General features: G+C 46.2%; 19 protein-coding genes. 10 read left to right on the top strand and 9 right to left on the bottom strand.

The window, feature by feature from the left end:
• Positions 1-7 precede the first annotated feature (7 nt).
• The 9 genes from B3A20_RS06600 to B3A20_RS06560 all read right to left on the bottom strand — a co-directional run bounded on the left by B3A20_RS06600 (position 8) and on the right by B3A20_RS06560 (position 9,190).
• Positions 8-1,288, bottom strand: coding sequence for a hypothetical protein (locus tag B3A20_RS06600; RefSeq protein WP_290762971.1), 1,281 nt, complete (start codon positions 1,286-1,288; stop codon positions 8-10).
• A complete protein-coding gene (locus tag B3A20_RS06595) occupies positions 1,285-2,478 on the bottom strand; it encodes a glycosyltransferase family 4 protein (RefSeq protein ID WP_290762969.1) in 1,194 nt (397 codons plus the stop codon). Before B3A20_RS06595 ends, B3A20_RS06600 begins: the two co-directional genes overlap by 4 nt.
• A gap of 6 nt (positions 2,479-2,484) precedes the next feature.
• The gene (locus B3A20_RS06590; RefSeq protein ID WP_290762967.1) at positions 2,485-3,549 is read right to left on the bottom strand and encodes a hypothetical protein; all 1,065 of its coding nucleotides are present in this window, start codon (positions 3,547-3,549) and stop codon (positions 2,485-2,487) included.
• A 2-nt stretch (positions 3,550-3,551) separates the two neighbouring features.
• Entirely contained in the window at positions 3,552-4,631 is a 1,080-nt protein-coding gene (locus B3A20_RS06585) for a hypothetical protein (RefSeq protein ID WP_290762965.1), read from the bottom strand.
• Positions 4,621-5,133, bottom strand: coding sequence for a GNAT family N-acetyltransferase (locus B3A20_RS06580; protein ID WP_290762963.1), 513 nt, complete (start codon positions 5,131-5,133; stop codon positions 4,621-4,623). Before B3A20_RS06580 ends, B3A20_RS06585 begins: the two co-directional genes overlap by 11 nt.
• Positions 5,127-5,756 (bottom strand): sugar transferase, encoded by a 630-nt coding sequence (locus B3A20_RS06575; protein WP_290762962.1) that lies wholly within the window; start codon positions 5,754-5,756, stop codon positions 5,127-5,129. The genes B3A20_RS06580 and B3A20_RS06575 overlap by 7 nt, the downstream gene beginning before the upstream one ends.
• A gap of 109 nt (positions 5,757-5,865) precedes the next feature.
• Complete coding sequence (locus tag B3A20_RS06570) at positions 5,866-7,128, bottom strand: DegT/DnrJ/EryC1/StrS family aminotransferase (RefSeq protein WP_290762961.1); 1,263 nt, start codon at positions 7,126-7,128, stop codon at positions 5,866-5,868.
• 181 nt (positions 7,129-7,309) lie between these two features.
• Positions 7,310-8,005 carry a hypothetical protein gene (locus B3A20_RS06565; RefSeq protein ID WP_290762960.1) on the bottom strand — a complete coding sequence of 232 codons (696 nt, stop codon included), beginning with the start codon at positions 8,003-8,005 and terminating at the stop codon, positions 7,310-7,312.
• A gap of 9 nt (positions 8,006-8,014) precedes the next feature.
• Positions 8,015-9,190 (bottom strand): AAA family ATPase, encoded by a 1,176-nt coding sequence (locus tag B3A20_RS06560; RefSeq protein ID WP_290762959.1) that lies wholly within the window; start codon positions 9,188-9,190, stop codon positions 8,015-8,017.
• 478 nt (positions 9,191-9,668) lie between these two features.
• Between B3A20_RS06560 and B3A20_RS06555 the strand changes: the two genes are divergently transcribed.
• The 10 genes from B3A20_RS06555 (at position 9,669) to B3A20_RS06510 (ending at position 19,942) form a co-directional block, all read left to right on the top strand.
• Positions 9,669-10,721 (top strand): polysaccharide biosynthesis protein, encoded by a 1,053-nt coding sequence (locus B3A20_RS06555; RefSeq protein ID WP_290762958.1) that lies wholly within the window; start codon positions 9,669-9,671, stop codon positions 10,719-10,721.
• Between the two features lie 143 nt (positions 10,722-10,864).
• The gene (locus tag B3A20_RS06550) at positions 10,865-11,104 is read left to right on the top strand and encodes a hypothetical protein (RefSeq protein WP_290762956.1); all 240 of its coding nucleotides are present in this window, start codon (positions 10,865-10,867) and stop codon (positions 11,102-11,104) included.
• A complete protein-coding gene (locus tag B3A20_RS06545; RefSeq protein WP_290762954.1) occupies positions 11,091-11,513 on the top strand; it encodes a type II toxin-antitoxin system VapC family toxin in 423 nt (140 codons plus the stop codon). Before B3A20_RS06550 ends, B3A20_RS06545 begins: the two co-directional genes overlap by 14 nt.
• A 2-nt stretch (positions 11,514-11,515) precedes the next feature.
• Complete coding sequence (locus B3A20_RS06540; RefSeq protein WP_290762953.1) at positions 11,516-12,745, top strand: capsular polysaccharide biosynthesis protein CapF; 1,230 nt, start codon at positions 11,516-11,518, stop codon at positions 12,743-12,745.
• A 122-nt stretch (positions 12,746-12,867) separates the two neighbouring features.
• Entirely contained in the window at positions 12,868-14,052 is a 1,185-nt protein-coding gene (locus B3A20_RS06535) for a UDP-N-acetyl glucosamine 2-epimerase (protein ID WP_290762952.1), read from the top strand.
• A 70-nt stretch (positions 14,053-14,122) separates the two neighbouring features.
• Positions 14,123-14,722 carry a riboflavin synthase gene (locus tag B3A20_RS06530; RefSeq protein WP_290762950.1) on the top strand — a complete coding sequence of 200 codons (600 nt, stop codon included), beginning with the start codon at positions 14,123-14,125 and terminating at the stop codon, positions 14,720-14,722.
• On the top strand, positions 14,709-15,956 hold the full coding sequence (locus B3A20_RS06525; protein WP_290762948.1) for a bifunctional 3,4-dihydroxy-2-butanone-4-phosphate synthase/GTP cyclohydrolase II: 1,248 nt from the start codon (positions 14,709-14,711) through the stop codon (positions 15,954-15,956). Before B3A20_RS06530 ends, B3A20_RS06525 begins: the two co-directional genes overlap by 14 nt.
• Before the next feature lies 1 nt (position 15,957).
• Entirely contained in the window at positions 15,958-16,425 is a 468-nt protein-coding gene (gene ribH, locus B3A20_RS06520) for a 6,7-dimethyl-8-ribityllumazine synthase (RefSeq protein ID WP_290762946.1), read from the top strand.
• A 2-nt stretch (positions 16,426-16,427) separates the two neighbouring features.
• Positions 16,428-16,868: a transcription antitermination factor NusB gene (gene nusB, locus B3A20_RS06515; protein ID WP_290762944.1), complete on the top strand. Its 441-nt coding sequence runs from the start codon at positions 16,428-16,430 to the stop codon at positions 16,866-16,868.
• 5 nt (positions 16,869-16,873) lie between these two features.
• Entirely contained in the window at positions 16,874-19,942 is a 3,069-nt protein-coding gene (locus B3A20_RS06510; RefSeq protein WP_290762942.1) for a DUF2723 domain-containing protein, read from the top strand.
• The last annotated feature ends 1 nt before the right edge of the window (position 19,943 follow it).

Genomic DNA, 19,943 nt, shown 5'->3' with positions numbered 1-19,943 from the left:
AATCGCCTTATATTTCTGCAATTGCGTTTAACAATTCAGTTCCATTAGTGTTTGCATCGTGGTATATATTCGCTGTTGCAAGAGCATTACTTATAATAACAGAACGATCGCTTTCTGACATAGAAACTATTTTGAACAGAGTATTCTTTAACTTATCCTTATTGTCTACAAGCACTGCACAATTATTTCTTCTCAAATGCTCCATAGATGCAATTTGAGAAGGCCCATATGCAAGTAGTAAAATTCCGGAACCTAGAGAATCGGCAATTTTTGTAGAAATTGAGTTTTTTACAAGATCAATTGATTTTTTGTCAAACGCTTCCACATGCAACAAACATTGAGCCGAATAAAAAACCTGTCTAAATTTATCTCCAGAAATAAATCCATTCAATTTAATTGATTTACGTTTTCTCAATTCATTTAGTATACCTTCATCGTTCTCACCACTATATATATTCAATGAATAATTTTTATTATATTCTTTATTTATTTCATCAAGGGCATCTCCAATATCGCACAAGGATATATAGCGATTACATCTAATATTTCCCATATAAGTCAATTCTTTAATAGTTCCCCTTTGTAAAGGAACCGAAGCTATTGGAAATGATGTCCCCGTCATGATGACTTTTGTAGGTTTCTTAAAATATGGCTCGTATATATTTTTAAGTTCTTCGGAAATCGTTACAATTAGCGATGTTTTACTCATTAATTGCTTCATTTTTCGTTTTAGCAAAATATCCTTGATTTTATCAACAATTCCTTTTTGAGGCGACGTAAAAAAATACTCATCACAAACATAAGTGACAATAGGAACATTAAGGAAACGGCTACATTTTAAAGCAATATTATAAATAAATTTATAACCACCTGGAGCAATAAAAATGTGCGTTATTTGTTCTTTTCGCAACCATTCCCTTAAAGATCCGTTAAACCAAGGTGTTATCGTCCACAAGAAATCTCGAGCAAGACTTCTAAATGCTGAACGATTTTTTTTATTTCTGTAAAACGATTCATCATTCCTATTTTCAAAAAGTTTATGATTTAGATTACTTGCAGGATTTATTTTTATTTCCTTCCCATAAACTTTAAACTTCTTAAAAAAATGAAGGACATCTCTATCTGTTATCCTATAATAAGAGTTACAAGCATTAACATCTGGTATTGTAGGATAAATGTAAAATTGACATAATTCTCTTCTTTGAAATGCTGAAAATAACGAGCAAAATGTTTTGCCCATACTTTGAAAAGTTGAGAAAGAATTATGAGAAATAATCAATATTTTCACAGCAAGTCCATTATTTGACAATACGTATTATTACGATCGAATTTTTCTTCAGCGCACTTACGAGCATTTTTTCCCATAGAAAATCTTAACAAAGAATCATTTTCTAATTGTTCTATGTAGGTTGCCATAGCATTAAAGTCTCCATTCTTGCAATTATACCCCATATTGTAGGATTCAATTAAATTCCGATATTCATCACTATTTTGAGTGTTAATAACAGGCCTACCGACAGCAGCATAATCAGCATGTTTATTTATGATGCTCGCAACAGACGTTCCAACAATAGGATTAACTACAATATCGCACAAGAACAGCAATGCACACATTTCTTCATAGGGAATTCGGCCTGTAAATAGCACGTCTAATTCTTTTGATGATGCAATTGTTTCAAATTCATTTCTCTTGGGACCATCACCCATTACAATAAACTTTGGAACATTTTTCCCCTGAGAACGAAGAACAGATAATGCATTAAATACAGTTGGTAAATCATAACTTTTACCTAATGTACCACAATATCCAAGCCATATTTCATCATTTTTGTGAATTTTTTGTTTGATGTGCTCAATATTATTCCTAACATTTTCATCGAATGTTTTAAGATTCGTCCCTATAAAAGCTGAAAGACCTTTAGCACCTTTTTTATTCACCGATAGAGCTAGGTCTACATAGGTTTGTGATACGGCAACAATTTCATCAGCATAGCCATACACTTTATTAGCAAGGTGTTTAAACGGCGCAAAAACAAGTTTGTTAAGCCCAGGAACACTGAAAACCATTTGAAATGCTTCTGGCCACAAATCCTGAATATCCACGATAAATCGGATACCATTTTTTTTACAATATTCTGAAACCTTTGCAGGCGCTGTTAATGAAGGAACGGCACAATAAACGACATCAGGCTTCTTGCGCGAATCTAAATATTTAATGACATTTCTACCCCAAACATAATGGCTCCAGAACCGCTTTAGGCAAATATTTTTCTTGTAACCAGGTTCTTCCAATAAAGTGACTTTAAAAGGATAATCAAGAATATTGGTTCTGCGCGCCTTTTCACCATGGCAGAATGTAGACGCAATCAATTCCACATCGTTATCCTTGCATAACATATTTGCCAAATACGGAAACCGATTATTGTCCGTTCCATGCAACCCACCCACAAAATTAGCAACGATAACAATGTCTTTCATATTCAACTACCCTACAAAATATTCTTCACTATCAAGAATGACTGGTTCAACATCAACATCTCTTAAGAATATGTAAGGCTTTTTGTAGTGAAAATACTGAGCCCTTTCGATTGCATTGGCATTTCCATTCTCCGTTATAATCATCGAATCTTCAATCAGGTCGCAGCCAACATCAGCCATCACGCCCGTATATGCCATGTGGCGAATGTTAACCTCAGTCACTTTAAGATTCCCATTTTTGTCTTCTTTTAAATCAAACGAAAGTATCCCATGAGCCTTCACATTCAACTTTTTACAGAGGTACTTAATACAATCGTCACAGAACTTGTTAATCCGATCTTCGTTCAAAAAACGCCCAAAAGCAGTATTACCCGTCACATGCGAAGGTGCTGTGTTTGCCATAACGTATTCAGCACATTCAAGTGCAGCACCCTTCACATATTCATCATCAAAATACAGCATCTGATTTGCCAAATGACGCCCCGTAAGGAACTCACTGACCGTAAATTCAGGGATTTGACTGTTAATGAATAACCAAGACTTGTAGCTAGAAATGTCCTCTAATTTCAAGGAGCCCAATCCGCCAGTTCCTTCAGTGGCGCGAATCCAGCAAGGGAACCCAATCAGTTTTTCTACATCATCAAAACGAGGATTAAACTGCGTTACCTTGATAGTCTTCGGAATAAAATCAGTGCCTTCAAGAAGTTCAGCCATGATAGACTTATCTTTCAATGAGACTGAGAGTTTCTTGCAGCCCATAAATACAGGACACGGGTATCGGCCATTTTTTTCAAAATAATCGCCCCATTCCACGATTTCAGCTTCAGGCTGAACAAAAGCATAATCAATGTTTTCTTTTTTTACAAGTTCTTCCAAAAATGGGAAATATGCAGGATCTTTGCAGCGAGGGCAAACATAATGTTTGTCTACCATACCCTTGATAAAGAAGCCTAAGGCTTTTTTATTTACATCAATACCGATAATTTTGTAATCAGGGTGTTTTTTACGAATATTTTTCGCAATAGAGCGCGGTGTAAGTCCACCAATACCGGTAACAAGAATCGTTTTCAAAATTAAGTCTCCATAAGGGATTTTTTCAAAAAGAGGATAACTTTGTTCATATCATCTGCGTCATATCGTTGATCACATGTTAGTGATAATTCTTGAGCAAAAATATTCGAAGAAAAGTCTTCATTGTTGTGAGGCCAATGAACAGTACAATAAATGTTGTTTTGTACAAGATATTTTCGGACTTTATCTCGTTTTCCATTTTCAATTATAATTGGAAAAAACAACGGACAATCACCCGATGAAAGACATTGCAAAGGACGGACTTTCGAGATTTGAGATATTTCTGCATTCAATAGCGAAGCATTTTCACAACGTTTCTGCTGTATTGCCTTGCGATTCCAAGAATTTAGGATGCTCAATGAAGTAGAATCCAAACCCACATGTTGATAATTCATTTCAAATTGATGGTTCGTTTCTGCAAAAAAATTCAAAAAGCTCTTTTTCTGAATAGAAAAATCACCTTGCAAGTAATTGAATTTTTCTTGCATAGCCTTTCTTTTCTTTGTCAAAAAAACATCATCAACAGGCAGAAGACTATGATTGACAAAAACACCCTTCATCTTGCAGCACAGTCCTCCACTTAACAGAGGCCCCCATTTCCGAAGAGAGGCGACAACGTAATCGCAATCATTCAGTGGCAAATCATCTATAAACAACGAATGTGTAGCATCATATATTACGATGCCACCGTTGGCACGGAACTTTTGGATAACTTCAGCCGGAAATGGCGAAGATTTGTAGCCAAAATAGTTCGCTATAAGTAACACATTGCAGGCTTCGATTGCGTCAGAAAAGTCTAACGATATAACATCATAAAAATCAACAGCATAAAAAGATAATGGAATGCCGCGCATTCTAAATGGAGCAAGCATCGATTCACAACAATAAGATGGAACACACGCTTTTATAGGAATTTTTATATCATCCAAAACAAAGTCAATGGATGTGCGGCCAGAGAATGTCAAAAGCTGGTCTTCACCAAAACAAAGCCATGATGGAAACGAAGCACAATCAATGACTGCGCTGAAATCATATTCAAATTCGCTTCCAATTTCCCAGCAAACCATAAAATTACGGGACAAAACCAGCTTCTACAAGATTGACATACGTTCCATTACGGAATATAGCCGCTTCACGCGTTCCTTCAATTTTCCATCCGCATTTCAAATACAACTTTTCAGATGCCTTGTTGTCTTCAAGCCAACTAGCTTCAAGACGATGCAAATTAACCACATCAATAGCGTATTTCATCATTATGCGCAAAGCATCCGTTCCTATCCCTATGCCCTTTTTGCAATTATCTGAAAGTTTAAGACCAACTGTAGCTTTGCGGTTATGCAAATCAATCGCCGAAAGCGAGATCATTCCGATCGCTTCTTGGCTTCCCTTTTTACAAATCGAAAACCGTCGATTTCTTTGATCACCAGCGACTGCATCGAACCACTTGTTCTGTTCTGCCTCAGAAACAGGAAAACTCCAACCGACAACCCTGTCAGAAATGTAGGCTGAGTTTATCATTTGCTGATAAACCTTCATGTCTTCGCGCTCCATGGGACGCAAATAAACGTTTTGACCTTCTAACATTTTTTCATTCCCTGACTAATGCGGTACTTGTCAAAATCCATCATTTTGGTTGTTCCGCGAACCTGGATATCGCTGCGTTTTACAACTTTCAGTAGCGTTTTAAGGACAATCGAAACATCCAACATAAAACTAATATTTTTCACGTATTTTAAGTCATACGCAAAGCGGTCTTCCCAATTCAAGGAATTTCGACCGTTTATTTGCGCAAGTCCACTCAAACCCGGGCGAACATCGTGACGATGCTTTTCTTCTTCCGTATAATATGGTAAATACTGCGGAACGAGCGGACGAGGGCCAATAACAGACATATCGCCCTTCAAAATATTGAAAAGTTCCGGCAGCTCGTCGAGACTGGTGCTACGGAGCAATTTCCCATACTTTGTCAGGCGTTTTTCATCAGGAAGGAGGTTTCCTTCAGCATCTTTCTCGCAAGTCATTGAGCGGAATTTTATGAGTTTGAAGATTTTTTCATTTTTTCCAGGCCGAAGTTGCGTGAAGAAAGGGTTGCCCTTCATCTTGACGGCGCCGAGGACGGTGAGTGCCGCGAGGAGCGGGCTCAGGCAGACGATGGCTGCCAAAGCGCAGAAGAAGTCGAGGGGGCGTTTAAAGAAGCGGGCGTACATGTTCTAAATGAGACTGGATCCTTCGCTTCGCTCAGGATGACGGAGTGATGCATGGATTGCTTCGCATCGCTCGCAATGACGTATTGTGTTCAAGCAGCCGGCATCCATATTACTCGAAGCATTCCTTGATGGTCTGGATGATGGCGTCTTGCTGTTCGGGGGTCATCTTGTTGTCGCTCGGGAGGCAGAGTCCGCGAGCAAAGATGTCGGCGCCCACGTCACGTGTTTCGCCTGCGATGTAGGCGTTCGTGCGGGCACGTCCGTTGCCATTCGCGGTGATGAATGCGTGGCTCATGTACATGGGCTGCATGTGCATGGGTTTCCATATAGGGCGACCCTCGGCGTTCATGGCGGCGATGCGCTCGAGGATTTCCGTCGGGCAGCTCTTGCCTTTTTCGTGGATGTAGAGGGCATCGGTTTCGCCGCGCACCTGCTTGCACATGGCGCACTTGTCGATGATCAGGCAGCTGAGCCAAAAGTTCGGTTCGCTGTTTTCAGCATCGTAGGGGTTCATCTGCACCGGGAGTCCCTTCAGGCCTTCCTTGTAGCGCATGTAGATCACCTTTTTCTGGGCAATGTGCTCTTCGAGGTAGGGCATCTGGCCGCGTACCACACCAGCGATGACGTTGCTCATGCGGTAGTTGTAGCCGATTTCCTCGTGCTGGTACCACGGGGCGGCCTCGCGACTCTGGGTGCTCCACTTGCGCACCTTTTCGGCGTCTTCCTTGCTGTCGGTAAGGAACATGCCGCCGCTAGAGCCGGTGATAATCTTGTTTCCGTTGAAGCTGATGGCACTGTAGTCACCGAAGTTGCCGGTCTGCTTGCCCTTGTAGCTTGCTCCGAAGCTTTCGGCGGCGTCTTCGATGAGGAGGGCGCCCCGTTTTTGGCAGATGGTGCGGATTTCGTCAACGCGGGCCGGGGTTCCGTAGAGGTGTACGAGTACCACCAGGCGCACGTCCGGGTAAATTTCAAAAGCCTTTTCGAGGGCGACCGGGTCCATGTTCCATGTCTTGTATTCGGTGTCGATGAACACGGCCTCGCCGTTTTCGTAAGCGATGGGGTTCACGGTAGCGTCGAACGTCATGTCGCTGCAGAACACTTTGTGTCCGCGGAGCGAACCTTCGCCCGCCTTGGGCATGCCGTAGAGAGCTTCGCCAGCAAGTTTTGTGCAGAGATGGAGGGCTGCGGTGCCGGCAGAGAGTGCGACGGCGTACTTGCAACCGACCTTCTCGGCGGCAATCCGTTCGACCTCGTTGATGTTCGCGCCGACGGTGCTCATCCAGTTGGTCTCGTAAGCCTCGGTGACATACCTGATTTCGTCGCCGTGCATCGTTGGGCTAGAGAGCCAGACCTTCTTCTCGAAACGCGTCATGGATTACCGCAACCTCGGTGAAGTTGCGGTAGGGGGGGGGGGCTAGATTACAAAAAACGGACCATGTTTTTGAAAAACAGGTCCTTAATAGCTTTGCAACGATGTATTGGTGTCGAAACCGATTTAGATTTTTTTTACTTTACACTCTCTGCATTTGCCATAGCGATTGTTATTCTTGGAATCAGGAATCATCATTTTGGTTAGGCTGCAAAGCCTTTTTTAACACATCTAGTTGTTCTATGAATTTTTTAAATCCATAGTTGTATTTGGCTACTGTAGGGATGTTTTTTGCCTTTAGTTTTTTAAGAATAGATCTATAAGTTGCAATTGCTGTGGGTGAATTTTTGTCTTTATCAGGGATATGCCCGATTTTGTCAGGGATTCCCTGATTGAGTACAAAAATGCAGTTTGTTGTTGAGCAACATTTCTTTTCGTCATGCTCGTAAAACAACGGAATTAACCAGCATTCTGTTTCGTTAAAACAGATTGCAAAGAAAATTTTTTCACCGTATTTGGCAAGAATATTTGAAGTAAGATTTTGTTTTAGACGGGCTTCTATTTTGAGATAATGAGTTGCATCATCAATGCCCATTCGCTTTTCTTGGTCAGTGATCGCGTCATATCCCTTTTGATGGCTGGCATCGGAATCAATCTGAATTACCAGGCAATCATTCTGTTCAAAAGCCTTTTCCACATCAGTGTCGTTGCAATGCGATAAAACTTCGTGCCATCCTCCAAATCCCAATTGCTTTCCATCCTTTAGTGTGGGCTGTAAAGCGTTTACATTGACATTGTCACTGCCTAAATATTTTTCAATAATATGCGTAAGGATATTTACTTCGGACGCACCTTCACAAAAAAGAGCAATGTTTATCATAGTTCAATATTAAAAATTGTTTGGAAGCCCACCAATTAGACCTTTAAGCCAAGCTTCAGATAAAGACATCTTCGCCTCAGGTTTATACTTAATCGGATTAATTTTTGTATGCCCATCTACAGATCGACGGACGACAAGAAGCTTTTCGTCTTCATCATCTAAATCAAGAGCATCTAAAATAGCAGGATTATGGGTTGTTGCTATAATTTGTTTGTTATGTTTCTTGGCTAGTTCTATAAGTCTTCGTGTAACTTCTTTGCATAGCTTTGGATTGAATGATGCGTCAATATTTTCAATTGCAAAAAAACTCGGGGTTTCGTCAGATATAATCAAAGTCAAATAAAACAGTAGATAGAGGAAACCTTCATTTGTACTCCTCTGGTCGAAATATTCAAGAGATTCTCTTAAATAACTATCGTGAAGTCGAATATTGACTTCAGATGACAACTGACCCGATGGAATGGAAAGTTCCTCAAACCAGTCCAACAACTTGAGATTTTCGTTGATTTCCTGGATTATTTCTGTTCCATTAGGTCTCTGAGATAATTCTTTCAGATATGGTAGCAAACCTTCTCCGCGATTTCCCAAGGGTCGAATTTGTTTTTTATCATCGATTGAGCGAAGGCGACTCTCCTCAAGAGAATAAATCATGAATTTTTGGAAACCAGGAATACTCGGAGTTATTTTAAAATTTCTATTACTTTCTTGAATATCGATGTTCACAATATCATCGCCGTTATGCTCCGATGCTTTTTTAACATCCTCTAAAACATTCAGCAAATCTGAAACTTTGGGATGATCTCCAACTTTTTGAAGCAAAAGTTCCATAATTCGATTATAAGAAAGAGACCGATCCTCCCAATGAGGTGGTTTTGCTGACTGGTTGAAAAAGATATTGGATTGTATAGTTTGATTAGATTCCCCGTTCACAATAATTTCAATTTCTTTTGCTTCGACATCTTCAAATGCTGGTAGCATAAATAGAGGATCGACAAAACGAATACCCCTATTGTCAAAATACTCTTGTTCCAGTTTGTTAGCGCTGGACGCCGCTGCCAATGCAATCGACTCAAGGATATTGGATTTTCCGCAACCATTTGCTCCAATAAACACATTAAATCTGCTTAAATGCGTATTCAAAGAAACAATCGACTTGTAATTCTTTACTGTAATTTCTCGAATCATATTAGTATTACGAAAGGTCCTTTTATGTTGATTTTCATCAAGAATATATAAAAAAACACAAGTCAACAAGACGTTAACAATACAGAAATTCTTTTTTCCTGGTCTGTTGGCAATGTAGAACTTTCGTGTTGAAAGGACGCCCTTTGTTTGAAATTTTAAACGAAGTCCAATTTCGGGAGCAGTTCGCCATTCCTTATCGGGCGACTTATCCACAACAATAAAGTGCTACATTGCTATAATGAAGTATTTTGCGACTAGGAATGCAGACTCCCGTGAAACCGAAACAATCAACGACCAGGTGTCTTATTACAAAGCTGACACAATTATCCGATGAAGAAATTTCTGTTGTTTCGGGTATTCCTTTGGAAGAAATCCAGAAGCGCAGCGCTCAACAACCTTAAATCCGTTGCTTGAATATCCCAAAAGTCCTCTTATTTTTACTACATTTTGCTTGCAAAAATTATAAGAAGGACTTTTTATGTCAAGCTCCATTTTCTGTGACAAGACTCTCTTGATTACCGGCGGTACGGGTAGTTTCGGCAATGCTGTGCTCAACCGCTTCCTCCAGACCGATATTGGTGAAATCCGCATTTTCAGCCGCGACGAGAAGAAGCAAGACGACATGCGCCACGAATTCCAGGCCAAGATGCCGGAAGCGGCCGACAAGATCAAGTTTTACATCGGCGATGTGCGCGACCTCCAGAGTGTCAAGAATGCGATGCACGGAGTGGACTACATTTTCCATGCGGCCGCCCTCAAGCAGGTGCCGAGCTGCGAATTTTTCCCGCTCGAAGCCGTCAAGACCAACGTGTTCGGTACGGACAACGTGTTGACCGCCGCTATCGAAGAAGGTGTCAAGAATGTGGTTTGCTTGAGCACGGACAAGGCTGCTTATCCGGTGAATGCGATGGGCACGAGCAAGGCCATGATGGAAAAGGTCATCGTGGCTAAGTCCCGCACGGTGAGCCCGGAAAAGACGAAGATTTGCTGCACGCGTTACGGCAACGTGATGTGCAGCCGCGGTTCGGTGATTCCGCTGTGGATTGACCAGATTCGCAATGGCCAGCCGATTACGATTACCGAAGGTTCCATGACGCGCTTTATCATGAGCCTTGACGAAGCTGTGGACTTGGTGCTGTTTGCGTTCGAAAACGGCGTTTCGGGCGATATCCTGGTGCAGAAGGCTCCGGCTTGCACTATCCAGACTCAGGCTGAAGCCGTGTGCGAACTTTTCGGTGGCGACAAGAATGCCATTAAGGTCATCGGTATCCGTCACGGCGAAAAGATGTACGAAACGCTCCTGACAAACGAAGAATGCGCCCATGCGATCGACCTGGGTAACTTCTATCGTGTGCCTTGCGACAAGCGCGGCCTGAACTACGACAAGTATTTTAGCAAGGGCGATACGGAACGCAACACGCTCACTGAATTCAACTCCAGCAATACCAAGCTCTTGAATATCGAACAGGTGAAGCAGAAACTTTTGACGCTCCAGTACATTCGCGAAGAACTCGCCAAGGCGGGGAAGTAGACTGCAAGCGGGGGACGCGCCGACCACTTGACAAACGAAATAAAATGGTATACATTTGTGTAGTGAAGTGTAAAATGGAGGCTTGTCAAGTGCTACACCAACAAAATGAATGTATATTGGATTATAGTCGGAGTAATAGTGTCATGTCAAATACAGAACTGCAGACATTCATAGACGAAGTGGGGGAGCTTTCCTTTGATGAAAAGCTCCGTGTTCTTGCTGCAGTTCTTGATTCTATCCGCAGTTTCCGCAAGCCCGAAATGAGCGATGCTAGGGTGAATGAACTGTACGGCAGGTTCACTGGCTGTATCAAATCTGCCGCGGTGATGGATTGTCGCAAGGAAAAATTGGATTACCTTGATGAGAGGTATGGTCTTGACTAAGCTTTTTGTTGACACGAATATTTTTGCCAACTGGCTTATTGCCGATAATACCGGCCACTACGAATCTTCACTGCTGATAAAGAGTTGTCTGATGGGCTATGTTGCGGGTTTTGTCAGTTCGCATTCTCTGACGGATTTGTTTTATATCACGCGCAAGCATTTTTCCGTGGAGGAACGTCGGCTGTTCCTTCAGCTGATTTTGTCGCGTTTTAATGTTGTTGAAGAAAGTTCTGATATGTTCTCTGCTGTATTAGCAGATCCAAATTGCAAGGACCTTGAAGATGGCTTGCAGATGGAGTGCGCCGCACGGGAACGTGTTGACTTTATAGTAACAGAAAATATAAAGGATTTTAAGTTTTCTAGGGTCAAGGCGCTTTCTGCGAAGGATGCCTTGTCTATGGTTTCGTGAATATGAATATATTGGTGACTGGCGCAAAGGGGTTTGTAGGCCGCAACTTGGTTGCGGCGCTCAAGAACATTCGCGATGGCAAGGACCGCACTCGTGGTGATTTGGTCATTGGCGATATCTACGAATACGATATCGATTCGACTTTGGCAGAACTTGATGATGCCTGCCTGCATGCTGACTTCGTGTTCAACCTTGCTGGCGTGAACCGCCCGAAGGACAACAGCGAATTCATGGCGGGCAACTTCGGCTTTGCAAGCGACCTTCTGGAAACGCTCAAGCGCCACAAGAATTTGTGTCCGGTGATGCTCAGCAGTAGCATTCAGGCGACGCTTGCGGGCCGCTTTGGCAACAGCGAATATGGCCGTAGCAAAAAAGCGGGCGAGGAGCTGTTCTTTGAATACAGCCGTGAAACTGGCGCGAAGGTTTTGGTGTATCGTTTCCCGAACTTATTCGGAAAGTGGTGCCGCCCGAACTACAACAGCGCCGTGGCGACGTTCTGCAACAACATCGCAAATGACTTGCCGATTCAGGTGAACGACCCGAACGTGGATATGGAACTCCTCTACATTGACGACCTCGTCGAAGAAATGATTGCCGCCTTGAAGGGCGGGGAACATTACTGTACCTTTGACGGAATCAATGTAGTGCCTTGCTCTCGTCATTGCGGGGAGCGTAGCGACGAAGCAATCTATTGCCATGTCCCGACGGTTCACAAGATTAAGCTCGGAGCCATCGTGGATTTGCTGAACAAGTTCCACGACCAGCCGAATACGCTTGTAATGCCGGAAATCCCGAACAACAGTTTCGAAAAAAAGCTTTACTCCACCTACTTGAGCTACTTGCCCAAGGAAAAGGTCTCGTTCCCGCTCAAGATGAACGTGGATGCTCGCGGTAGTTTTACCGAACTTTTGAAGACTGTGAATTGTGGCCAGTTCAGCGTGAACGTGTCCAAGCCGGGAATCACCAAGGGTGAACATTGGCACCACAGCAAGTGGGAATTCTTCATTGTCGTGAGCGGTCGCGCCTTGATTCAGGAACGCAAGATCGGCACGGATGAAATTATGGAATTCGAAGTGAGCGGCGACAAGATCGAAGCTGTGCACATGTTGCCCGGCTACACCCACAATATTATTAATTTGTCTGATACCGAAAATCTGGTGACCGTCATGTGGGCTAACGAGCAGTTTGACCCGAACCACCCGGATACCTTCGGGGAGAAAGTGGTAAAATAGCGCGTGTCATCCTGAGCGAAGGTCCCTGAGCTTGTCGAAGGGCCGGAGTCGATATATGAAACTTGGCAACTTGTTGCCTTAGTTGAATTAGGTTCGAAGGAGCAGGATCTAGGAAAAATATTATGCAGATAAAAACAGACTACACCGACGTGAAATTTGCCGACAACGGCAAGCTGAAACTTTTGATTATCGTGGGTACGCGCCCGGAAATCATCCGCCTCGCAGCAGTTATTGACAAGTGCCGCAAGTACTTTGACTGCGTTTTGGCACATACCGGTCAAAACTACGATTACAACCTGAACGGCGTTTTCTTCAAGGACTTGAGCCTCAAGGATCCCGAAGTCTACATGGATGCCGTCGGTGACGATCTCGGTGCAACCGTGGGTAACATCATCAATTGCAGCTACAAGCTCATGGTCGCTTGCAAGCCGGACGCATTGCTGATTCTCGGCGACACCAACAGTTGCCTTTCGGCGATTGCCGCTAAACGCCTGCACATCCCAATTTTCCACATGGAAGCTGGCAACCGCTGCAAGGACGAGTGCCTGCCCGAAGAGACCAACCGCCGCATCGTGGACATCATCAGCGACGTGAACATGGCCTATTCCGAACATGCTCGCCGCTACCTGGCCGACTGCGGCCTGCCCAAGGAACGCACATACGTAACCGGCAGCCCCATGGCCGAAGTCTTGCACAAGAACTTGTCTGCAATCGAGGCTAGTGACATTCACAAACGTCTTGGCCTCGAAAAAGGTAAGTACATTCTGCTCAGCGCCCACCGCGAAGAAAACATCGACACCGAAAAGAACTTCACGAGCCTCTTTACCGCCATCAACAAAATGGCCGAAAAGTACGACATGCCGATTCTTTACAGCTGCCACCCGCGCAGCCGTAACCGCCTCGCCGCCTCGGGCTTCAAGCTTGACAAACGCGTGATTCAGCACGAACCGCTCGGATTCCACGATTACAACTGCTTGCAGATGAACGCTTTCGCCGTCGTGAGTGACAGTGGCACACTCCCTGAAGAAAGCTCCTTCTTCACAAGCGTCGGTCACCCGTTCCCGGCAATCTGCATTCGCACCAGCACGGAACGTCCCGAAGCGCTTGACAAGGCCTGCTTCTTTATCGCGGGAATTGACGAAAAGTCTTTGCTCCAGGCCGTCGATACCGCCGTCACGATGAATGCCAACGGCGACTACGGCATCCCCGTGCCCGACTACATCGAAGAAAACGTCTCGACCAAGGTCGTAAAGATCATCCAGAGCTACACTGGCATCGTCAACAAGATGGTGTGGCGAAAGTTCTAGATTCCTAAAAGCGCTTTGTCGGCGAATGGGAAAAAATGGACGGGTAAGTTTTTTTCTACATTTGTCGCGTATGTTTACGGGTATAATTCAAGCAACCGGCGAAATCGTTTCCCTTGAAAACAGGGGTGATGCGCTTACCATGCGCATGAAATCGCCTGGATTCTTCAAAAACAGCAAACTGGGCGACAGCATCGCGAATAACGGTGTCTGTCTATCTATTGAAAGTTGCAGCGCAGACGAGGCTACGTTCTGTCTCATGCACCAGACTGTCGTGAATACGTCCTTTAAGCAGGCGAAAGTCGGGGATCTCGTGAATCTCGAGTATCCTTGCCGTGCCGATAGCTTTATGGGCGGTCACTTTGTAATGGGGCATGTGGACTCGACTACGGAAGTCTTGCGCGTCACTCCGCGCGAAACGGGTGTGGAGGTCGACTTGGCTCTGCCAAAAGACCTGCGCCGCTATGTCATCCGTCGCGGTTCCATCTCCTTGAACGGCATTAGCCTTACGGTGGCCGAAAAGGGGGAGGATTTCATCCGCGTTTGCATTATTCCCGATACTTTAGCCCGCACGAATCTCAGGAACTGGGTGCCTGGCACCATAGTGAATGTGGAAGTCGATATGCTCGGCAAATATATTGAAAACTATCTAAAGGAACGTGACCTTGCTTAATACGATTGAAGAGGCCATTGAAGATTTCAAGAACGGTAAGTTCTTGGTCGTGGTTGATGACGAAGACCGTGAAAATGAGGGCGATTTCATTATCGCCGCCGAAAAAATCACTCCCGAAAAGGTGAACTTTATGCTCCACGAGGGGCGTGGCGTGCTTTGCTGCCCGCTTCCTATTTCTCGTTGCCGTGAATTGAATCTCACGCGTCAGACTGCCGAAAACACTTCCATGCTCGGCACTCCGTTCACCGTCATGGTCGATAAACTCGAAGGATGCACTACAGGCGTTTCTGCCCATGACCGTGCCGCAACGATCCAGGCTCTCGCCGACCCGAATTCCAAGCCTAGCGACTTTGGCCGCCCGGGGCACATTTCTCCGCTTTACGCCCAGGAAGAAGGCGTTTTGCGCCGTGCAGGCCACACCGAAGCTGCAGTGGACCTTACAAAGCTCGCCGGTCTCCGCCCGGCTGCCGCCCTCATCGAAATCATGAACGAAGACGGCACGATGGCCCGTATGCCGCAGCTCCAGGAAGTCGCCAAGAAGTTCGACCTCAAGATTATCTCCATCCGCGACTTGATTGACTACCGCCTGAAAACGGAAAAGCTGGTGCAGCGCGTAGCCGCTCCGCACGTTTCGACCAAGTACGGCGATTTCACGGCTTATGCCTACCGCAGCAAGACTGATGGCGTTGAACATGTGGCCTGGGTTGCCGGTAATCCGGACTTCAGTAAGCCGGTTTATGTGCGCGTCCACAGCGAATGCCTCACGGGCGATATTTTCGGTAGCCTCCGTTGCGATTGCGGTGACCAGCTTGCCGCAGCCATGAAGTTCATTGGCGAACATGGTGGCGTGTTCCTCTACATGCGCGGTCAGGAAGGCCGTGGCATTGGTCTTTGCAACAAGCTCCGCGCGTACGAATTGCAAGAAAAGGGCTTGGATACGGTCGAGGCGAACCTCCACCTTGGGTTCAAGTCCGATTTGCGCCAGTATGGTACGGGTGCCCAAATTTTGGCAGACCTCGGCGTGAAGGAAATGCGACTCCTCACGAACAATCCGAGCAAGATTTCTGGTATTTCCGCCTACGGTCTCAAGATCGTGGAACGCGTGCCTATCGAAGTCAAGCCCAACAACATCAACCGTTTTTACCTGCGCACCAAGAAAGAAAAGATGGGCCACGAGCTCCATCTCGACAATGCCGATCATGGCGCAGCCGAAGTTTTAGATGAAGGAAAATAAGATGAAAGAATTCAAAAATTCCCTCAATGGTTCTGGTTTGAAGGTCGCGATTGCCGTTGCCCGTTTTAACGAAGTGGTAACCGACCGCCTCCTCGAAGGCGCAGTCCGTGAACTAGAAACGCTCGGCATCGATAGCGACGATATCGCTGTGGCTCATGTGCCGGGTGCTTTTGAACTGCCGGGCCTCTGCCGCAGGTTTGTGGATTCTGGCAAGTACGATGCCGTGATTGCTCTCGGTGCCGTTATCCGTGGCGAAACGGGACACTATGACGTTGTCGTGAACAATTCTACGGGCGGAATCGCATCGCTCGCTGCCGAAGGCAAGGTCCCGGTGATTCTCGGAATCTTAACGACCGACACGGTCGACCAGGCGATGAACCGCGCTGGCCTCAAGGCTGGAAACCTCGGCTGCAACTGGGCAAGAACTGCCGTCGAAATGGTAAATCTTTACAAACAGGTTGGAAAGTAATTATGGCTCAGATTAGTTTTAGACCTGCTCGCGTTTTTGCGATGCAGCTCCTTTATGCAATGGAAATTTCTGGCGGTACGGTTGCCGATGCGCTCCCGGGCGTTCTGGAAGCACAGCCGCTTCAGGACAACATGAAAAAGTACGGCATGAAGCTTGTCGACTTGGTCCTTGCTCACAAGGCCGAACTCGATTCCGAAATCGAAGCCTGCTCCGCTCATTGGGGAATTGAGCGCATGGCGACTCTCGACAGGATTGTGCTGCGCATCGCGATGGTTGAACTTTTGTATGTTCCTGAAATCCCGATGAAGGTGGTCATCTCTGAAGCCGTTCAGATTGCCGCCAAGTTCAGTACGGATTCTTCGGGCACGTTCGTGAACGGACTCCTCGCCGGATTCTTGCAGAAGCGTGGCATGGTTGCAAACAATACTAAGAAGGATGCTTAATTTTTATGAAGATTAACGAGAAGTGGCATAAGCACATCTTTGCCGGTATCGCTGGCTTTATTGCTTTGATCGTTTACATGATGACGATGGCCCCGACGGTCTCTTTCTGGGACTGCGGTGAATTCGTCGCTTGCGCTAACACGCTTGGCATTCCGCACCCTCCTGGAACGCCGTTCTTTGTGTTCCTTGCCCGTGCGGTCATTCTCCTTTTGCCGTTCGTGGGCGAGATTGCAAAGCGCGTGAACTACATCTCCGTGGTGAGTTCTGCCGCGACGGTCTATGTGACGGCGCTTTTTGCCTGGGAACTTTTGGCGACGGTCCTCAAGACGGATTCCCTTGCCGAAAAGATTTCGGAAAAGATGCGCACGTTTGTGCTTGGCACGGCCGCTCTCGTTGCTGGCTTCCTCCTCACGTTCTCCGATACGTTCTGGTTCAATGCGGTCGAAGCCGAAGTCTATGGCGTCGCCATGTTCATCCTCATGCTTGTCTCTTATCTCGGCTTGGTGTGGTACAACAAGCGTGACGAGGCGGGTAGCGACCGTATTCTCATCTTCATTTGCTATATCGCATTCCTTGGCGTGGGCGCTCACCTTTATACGATGCTTACGGTGCCGGCTGTGTTTGCCTTGCTTCTCGTGGCTCAGCCGAAAAAGATTGTCGAACGCATTCCTATCTGGATTACGGGTACGCTCCTCTGCTCCGTGATTTACATGGTCTCTGCTTTCATTGAAATCTCGCTTTTCTGCCTTGTCGTACTTTCTCTTGTGGTCTTTGTGCCAGCTATCCGTAGCGTTTTCCCGGCTCGCGTGAACCATGCGTTCAAGCTTTCGCTTGCTTTTGCGTTCTTTGCTTTGGTCGGCTACAGCACGCACCTCTACATCCCGATCCGTTCGGAACTCAACCCGACGATTGACGAAAACGACCCGGAACTGAACATCCGCGACGAACAGGGCAACCTCCAGCTTGGTAACCTCTTTGACGGCAAGAACTGGAACGCCTTCAATGCGTTTATCGAACGTAAGCAGTACGGTTCCGAAAGCATGATTACCCGTGCTTTCTACCGTCGTTCCCAGATTGCTCACCAGGTGCTCTCTTTCCCGAGCATGAGCTATGGTGGTTACCAGATGGCCCAGTATCTGCCGACTAAGGTGGGCGGGGTGAATTACGCTAATGGTGTTTACTCTTTTGATGCTTCCGAAAATGAACCGATTGAACGTTTGGGAATCAAGTTCCCGACGCAGATGTCGTTCATGGGCGACAATACCTTTATGCAGCTCTTTTTCTTCTTGCTGTTTAACGGCCTCCTGGTTGCAACTTGCGTGTACGTTTACAAGCGCAACAAGCATGTGGGTATCTTTATTTCGGCGCTTTATGCGCTTTGCTCTTTTGGCCTCCTGTTCTACATCAACTTTGCCGATGGCACCCGCATGGAACAGCGCGACCGCGACTACTGGGTGAGCGCTATGACGCGCAATGTGGCCGACCTGAACAACGCCGGTGCGGGCATTACGTCTCTCCCGGACCCGAACGAACTCATTGACCTCCGCCAGGAGATTGAGACTGCCAAGTACAGGATTGAACGTCTCCGCATGCGTAATGCGCCGGCATCGCAGATTGTTGAATTCGAAAGGAAGATTAGCGCTGCCGAAAATACCGCCGCATGGAGAAACTGGCAGAAGATTGAGGAAAGCTTTGCCCGTTTTGGCCAGCGCGCCCCGTTCCCAGAAGCTGTCCACATGGAAGTCCGCGAACGTGATTACTTCTACACGCCGGCATTCATTTTCATGAGCATGATTTACGGTATCGGTGCGGGCATTCTCGTGTTGCTTGCGGCGACATCCGCATCGACTATGGCTTTTGCATCTCCGATTGCAGCCGCCCTCGTGCTTGTCTCGTTCCTTGTGCCCTGCATTTCGAACTACAAGGAACATGACCGTTCCGGCCTCTGGGTTCCTTGGGATTACGCTTACAACCTCCTCAACAGCTGCCGCCCGAACGCCATCCTCTTCACGAATGGCGATAACGACACGTTCCCGCTGTGGTTTGCTCAGGAAGTTGCCGGTATCCGTAAGGATGTGCGCGTGGTGAACCTCTCCTTGGGCAATACGGACTGGTACATCAAGCAGATGCTTACCAACGAACCAATCCTCAAGCTTTCGTACAACAAGGAAACGATCGATAATGATATGGTCCTTGACAATAGTAGCGCGAACAACCCGAACCACCAGGTGTCTACATGGGTCCGCCGTGCCGAAAACTTGAAGCCGAAGCTCAAGGAACGAATCGACCAGTTGGAAGCTAAGGGCTATCTCTCTGAAGCCGATTCCGCAAAGCTTCTCCAGTTCAAGGTGAATTACCAGGTTTGGGATGCGTTCCTGGATTGGGCTAAGAGAACTCGGGCAGGCATGATGCTCACGCAGTACAAGCTCGTGATTGACCTTGCTCTCCAGAACATGGACCGCCCAATCGAAATCTCGACGACTGTGGGTACGTCTAACTTCATGGGCCTCGAAAAGTACATGGTCCAGGAAGGCATGGTCTACAACTTTGTGAAAGGCGACCTCACGCCGAAGCAGAACGCTTTTGATGCCAAGGTTACTGCAGCTATGATCGACACCGTGTACAAGTTCCGCGGTCTCGGTGACGGTTCAGCTTACATCAATTCCGAAACCGAACGCTTGCTCAGTAGCTATGTCTCGCTCTATCTGCAAATTTCGTTCGACGCCCGCGAAAAGATTGCAGCACTTATCTCCAAGAAACCGTTTACGAGTGCCGACAAGGCCGAAGTTGAACGCATCGCTACGGATGCCGCCAAGTACCTGGAACTTGGCATTTACCAGTTCCCGAGAGAATGGCGTAACTACTGGGCCGCTTCTTACGTGTATGCATCTGCAGGCATGAAGGAGAAGGCTATTGATGTCGTGAAGCGCGGTTTGAACAGTATTCCGGCTTACGATGCTCCGGGCCAAAGCCGCCTTGCGATGAGCCTCCAGCAAATCGAAGCGATTACGGACGAGTCGCTCAAGGTCGATGAAGAAACGGCAGTGGCGCCGGCTGCGGACTCTGCAAAATAGT

Source organism: Fibrobacter sp. UBA4297, from assembly GCF_002394865.1.
GTDB lineage: Bacteria > Fibrobacterota > Fibrobacteria > Fibrobacterales > Fibrobacteraceae > Fibrobacter.
The sequence above is the reverse complement of the archived record's forward strand: the minus strand, read 5'-3'. Positions and strand labels throughout refer to the sequence as shown.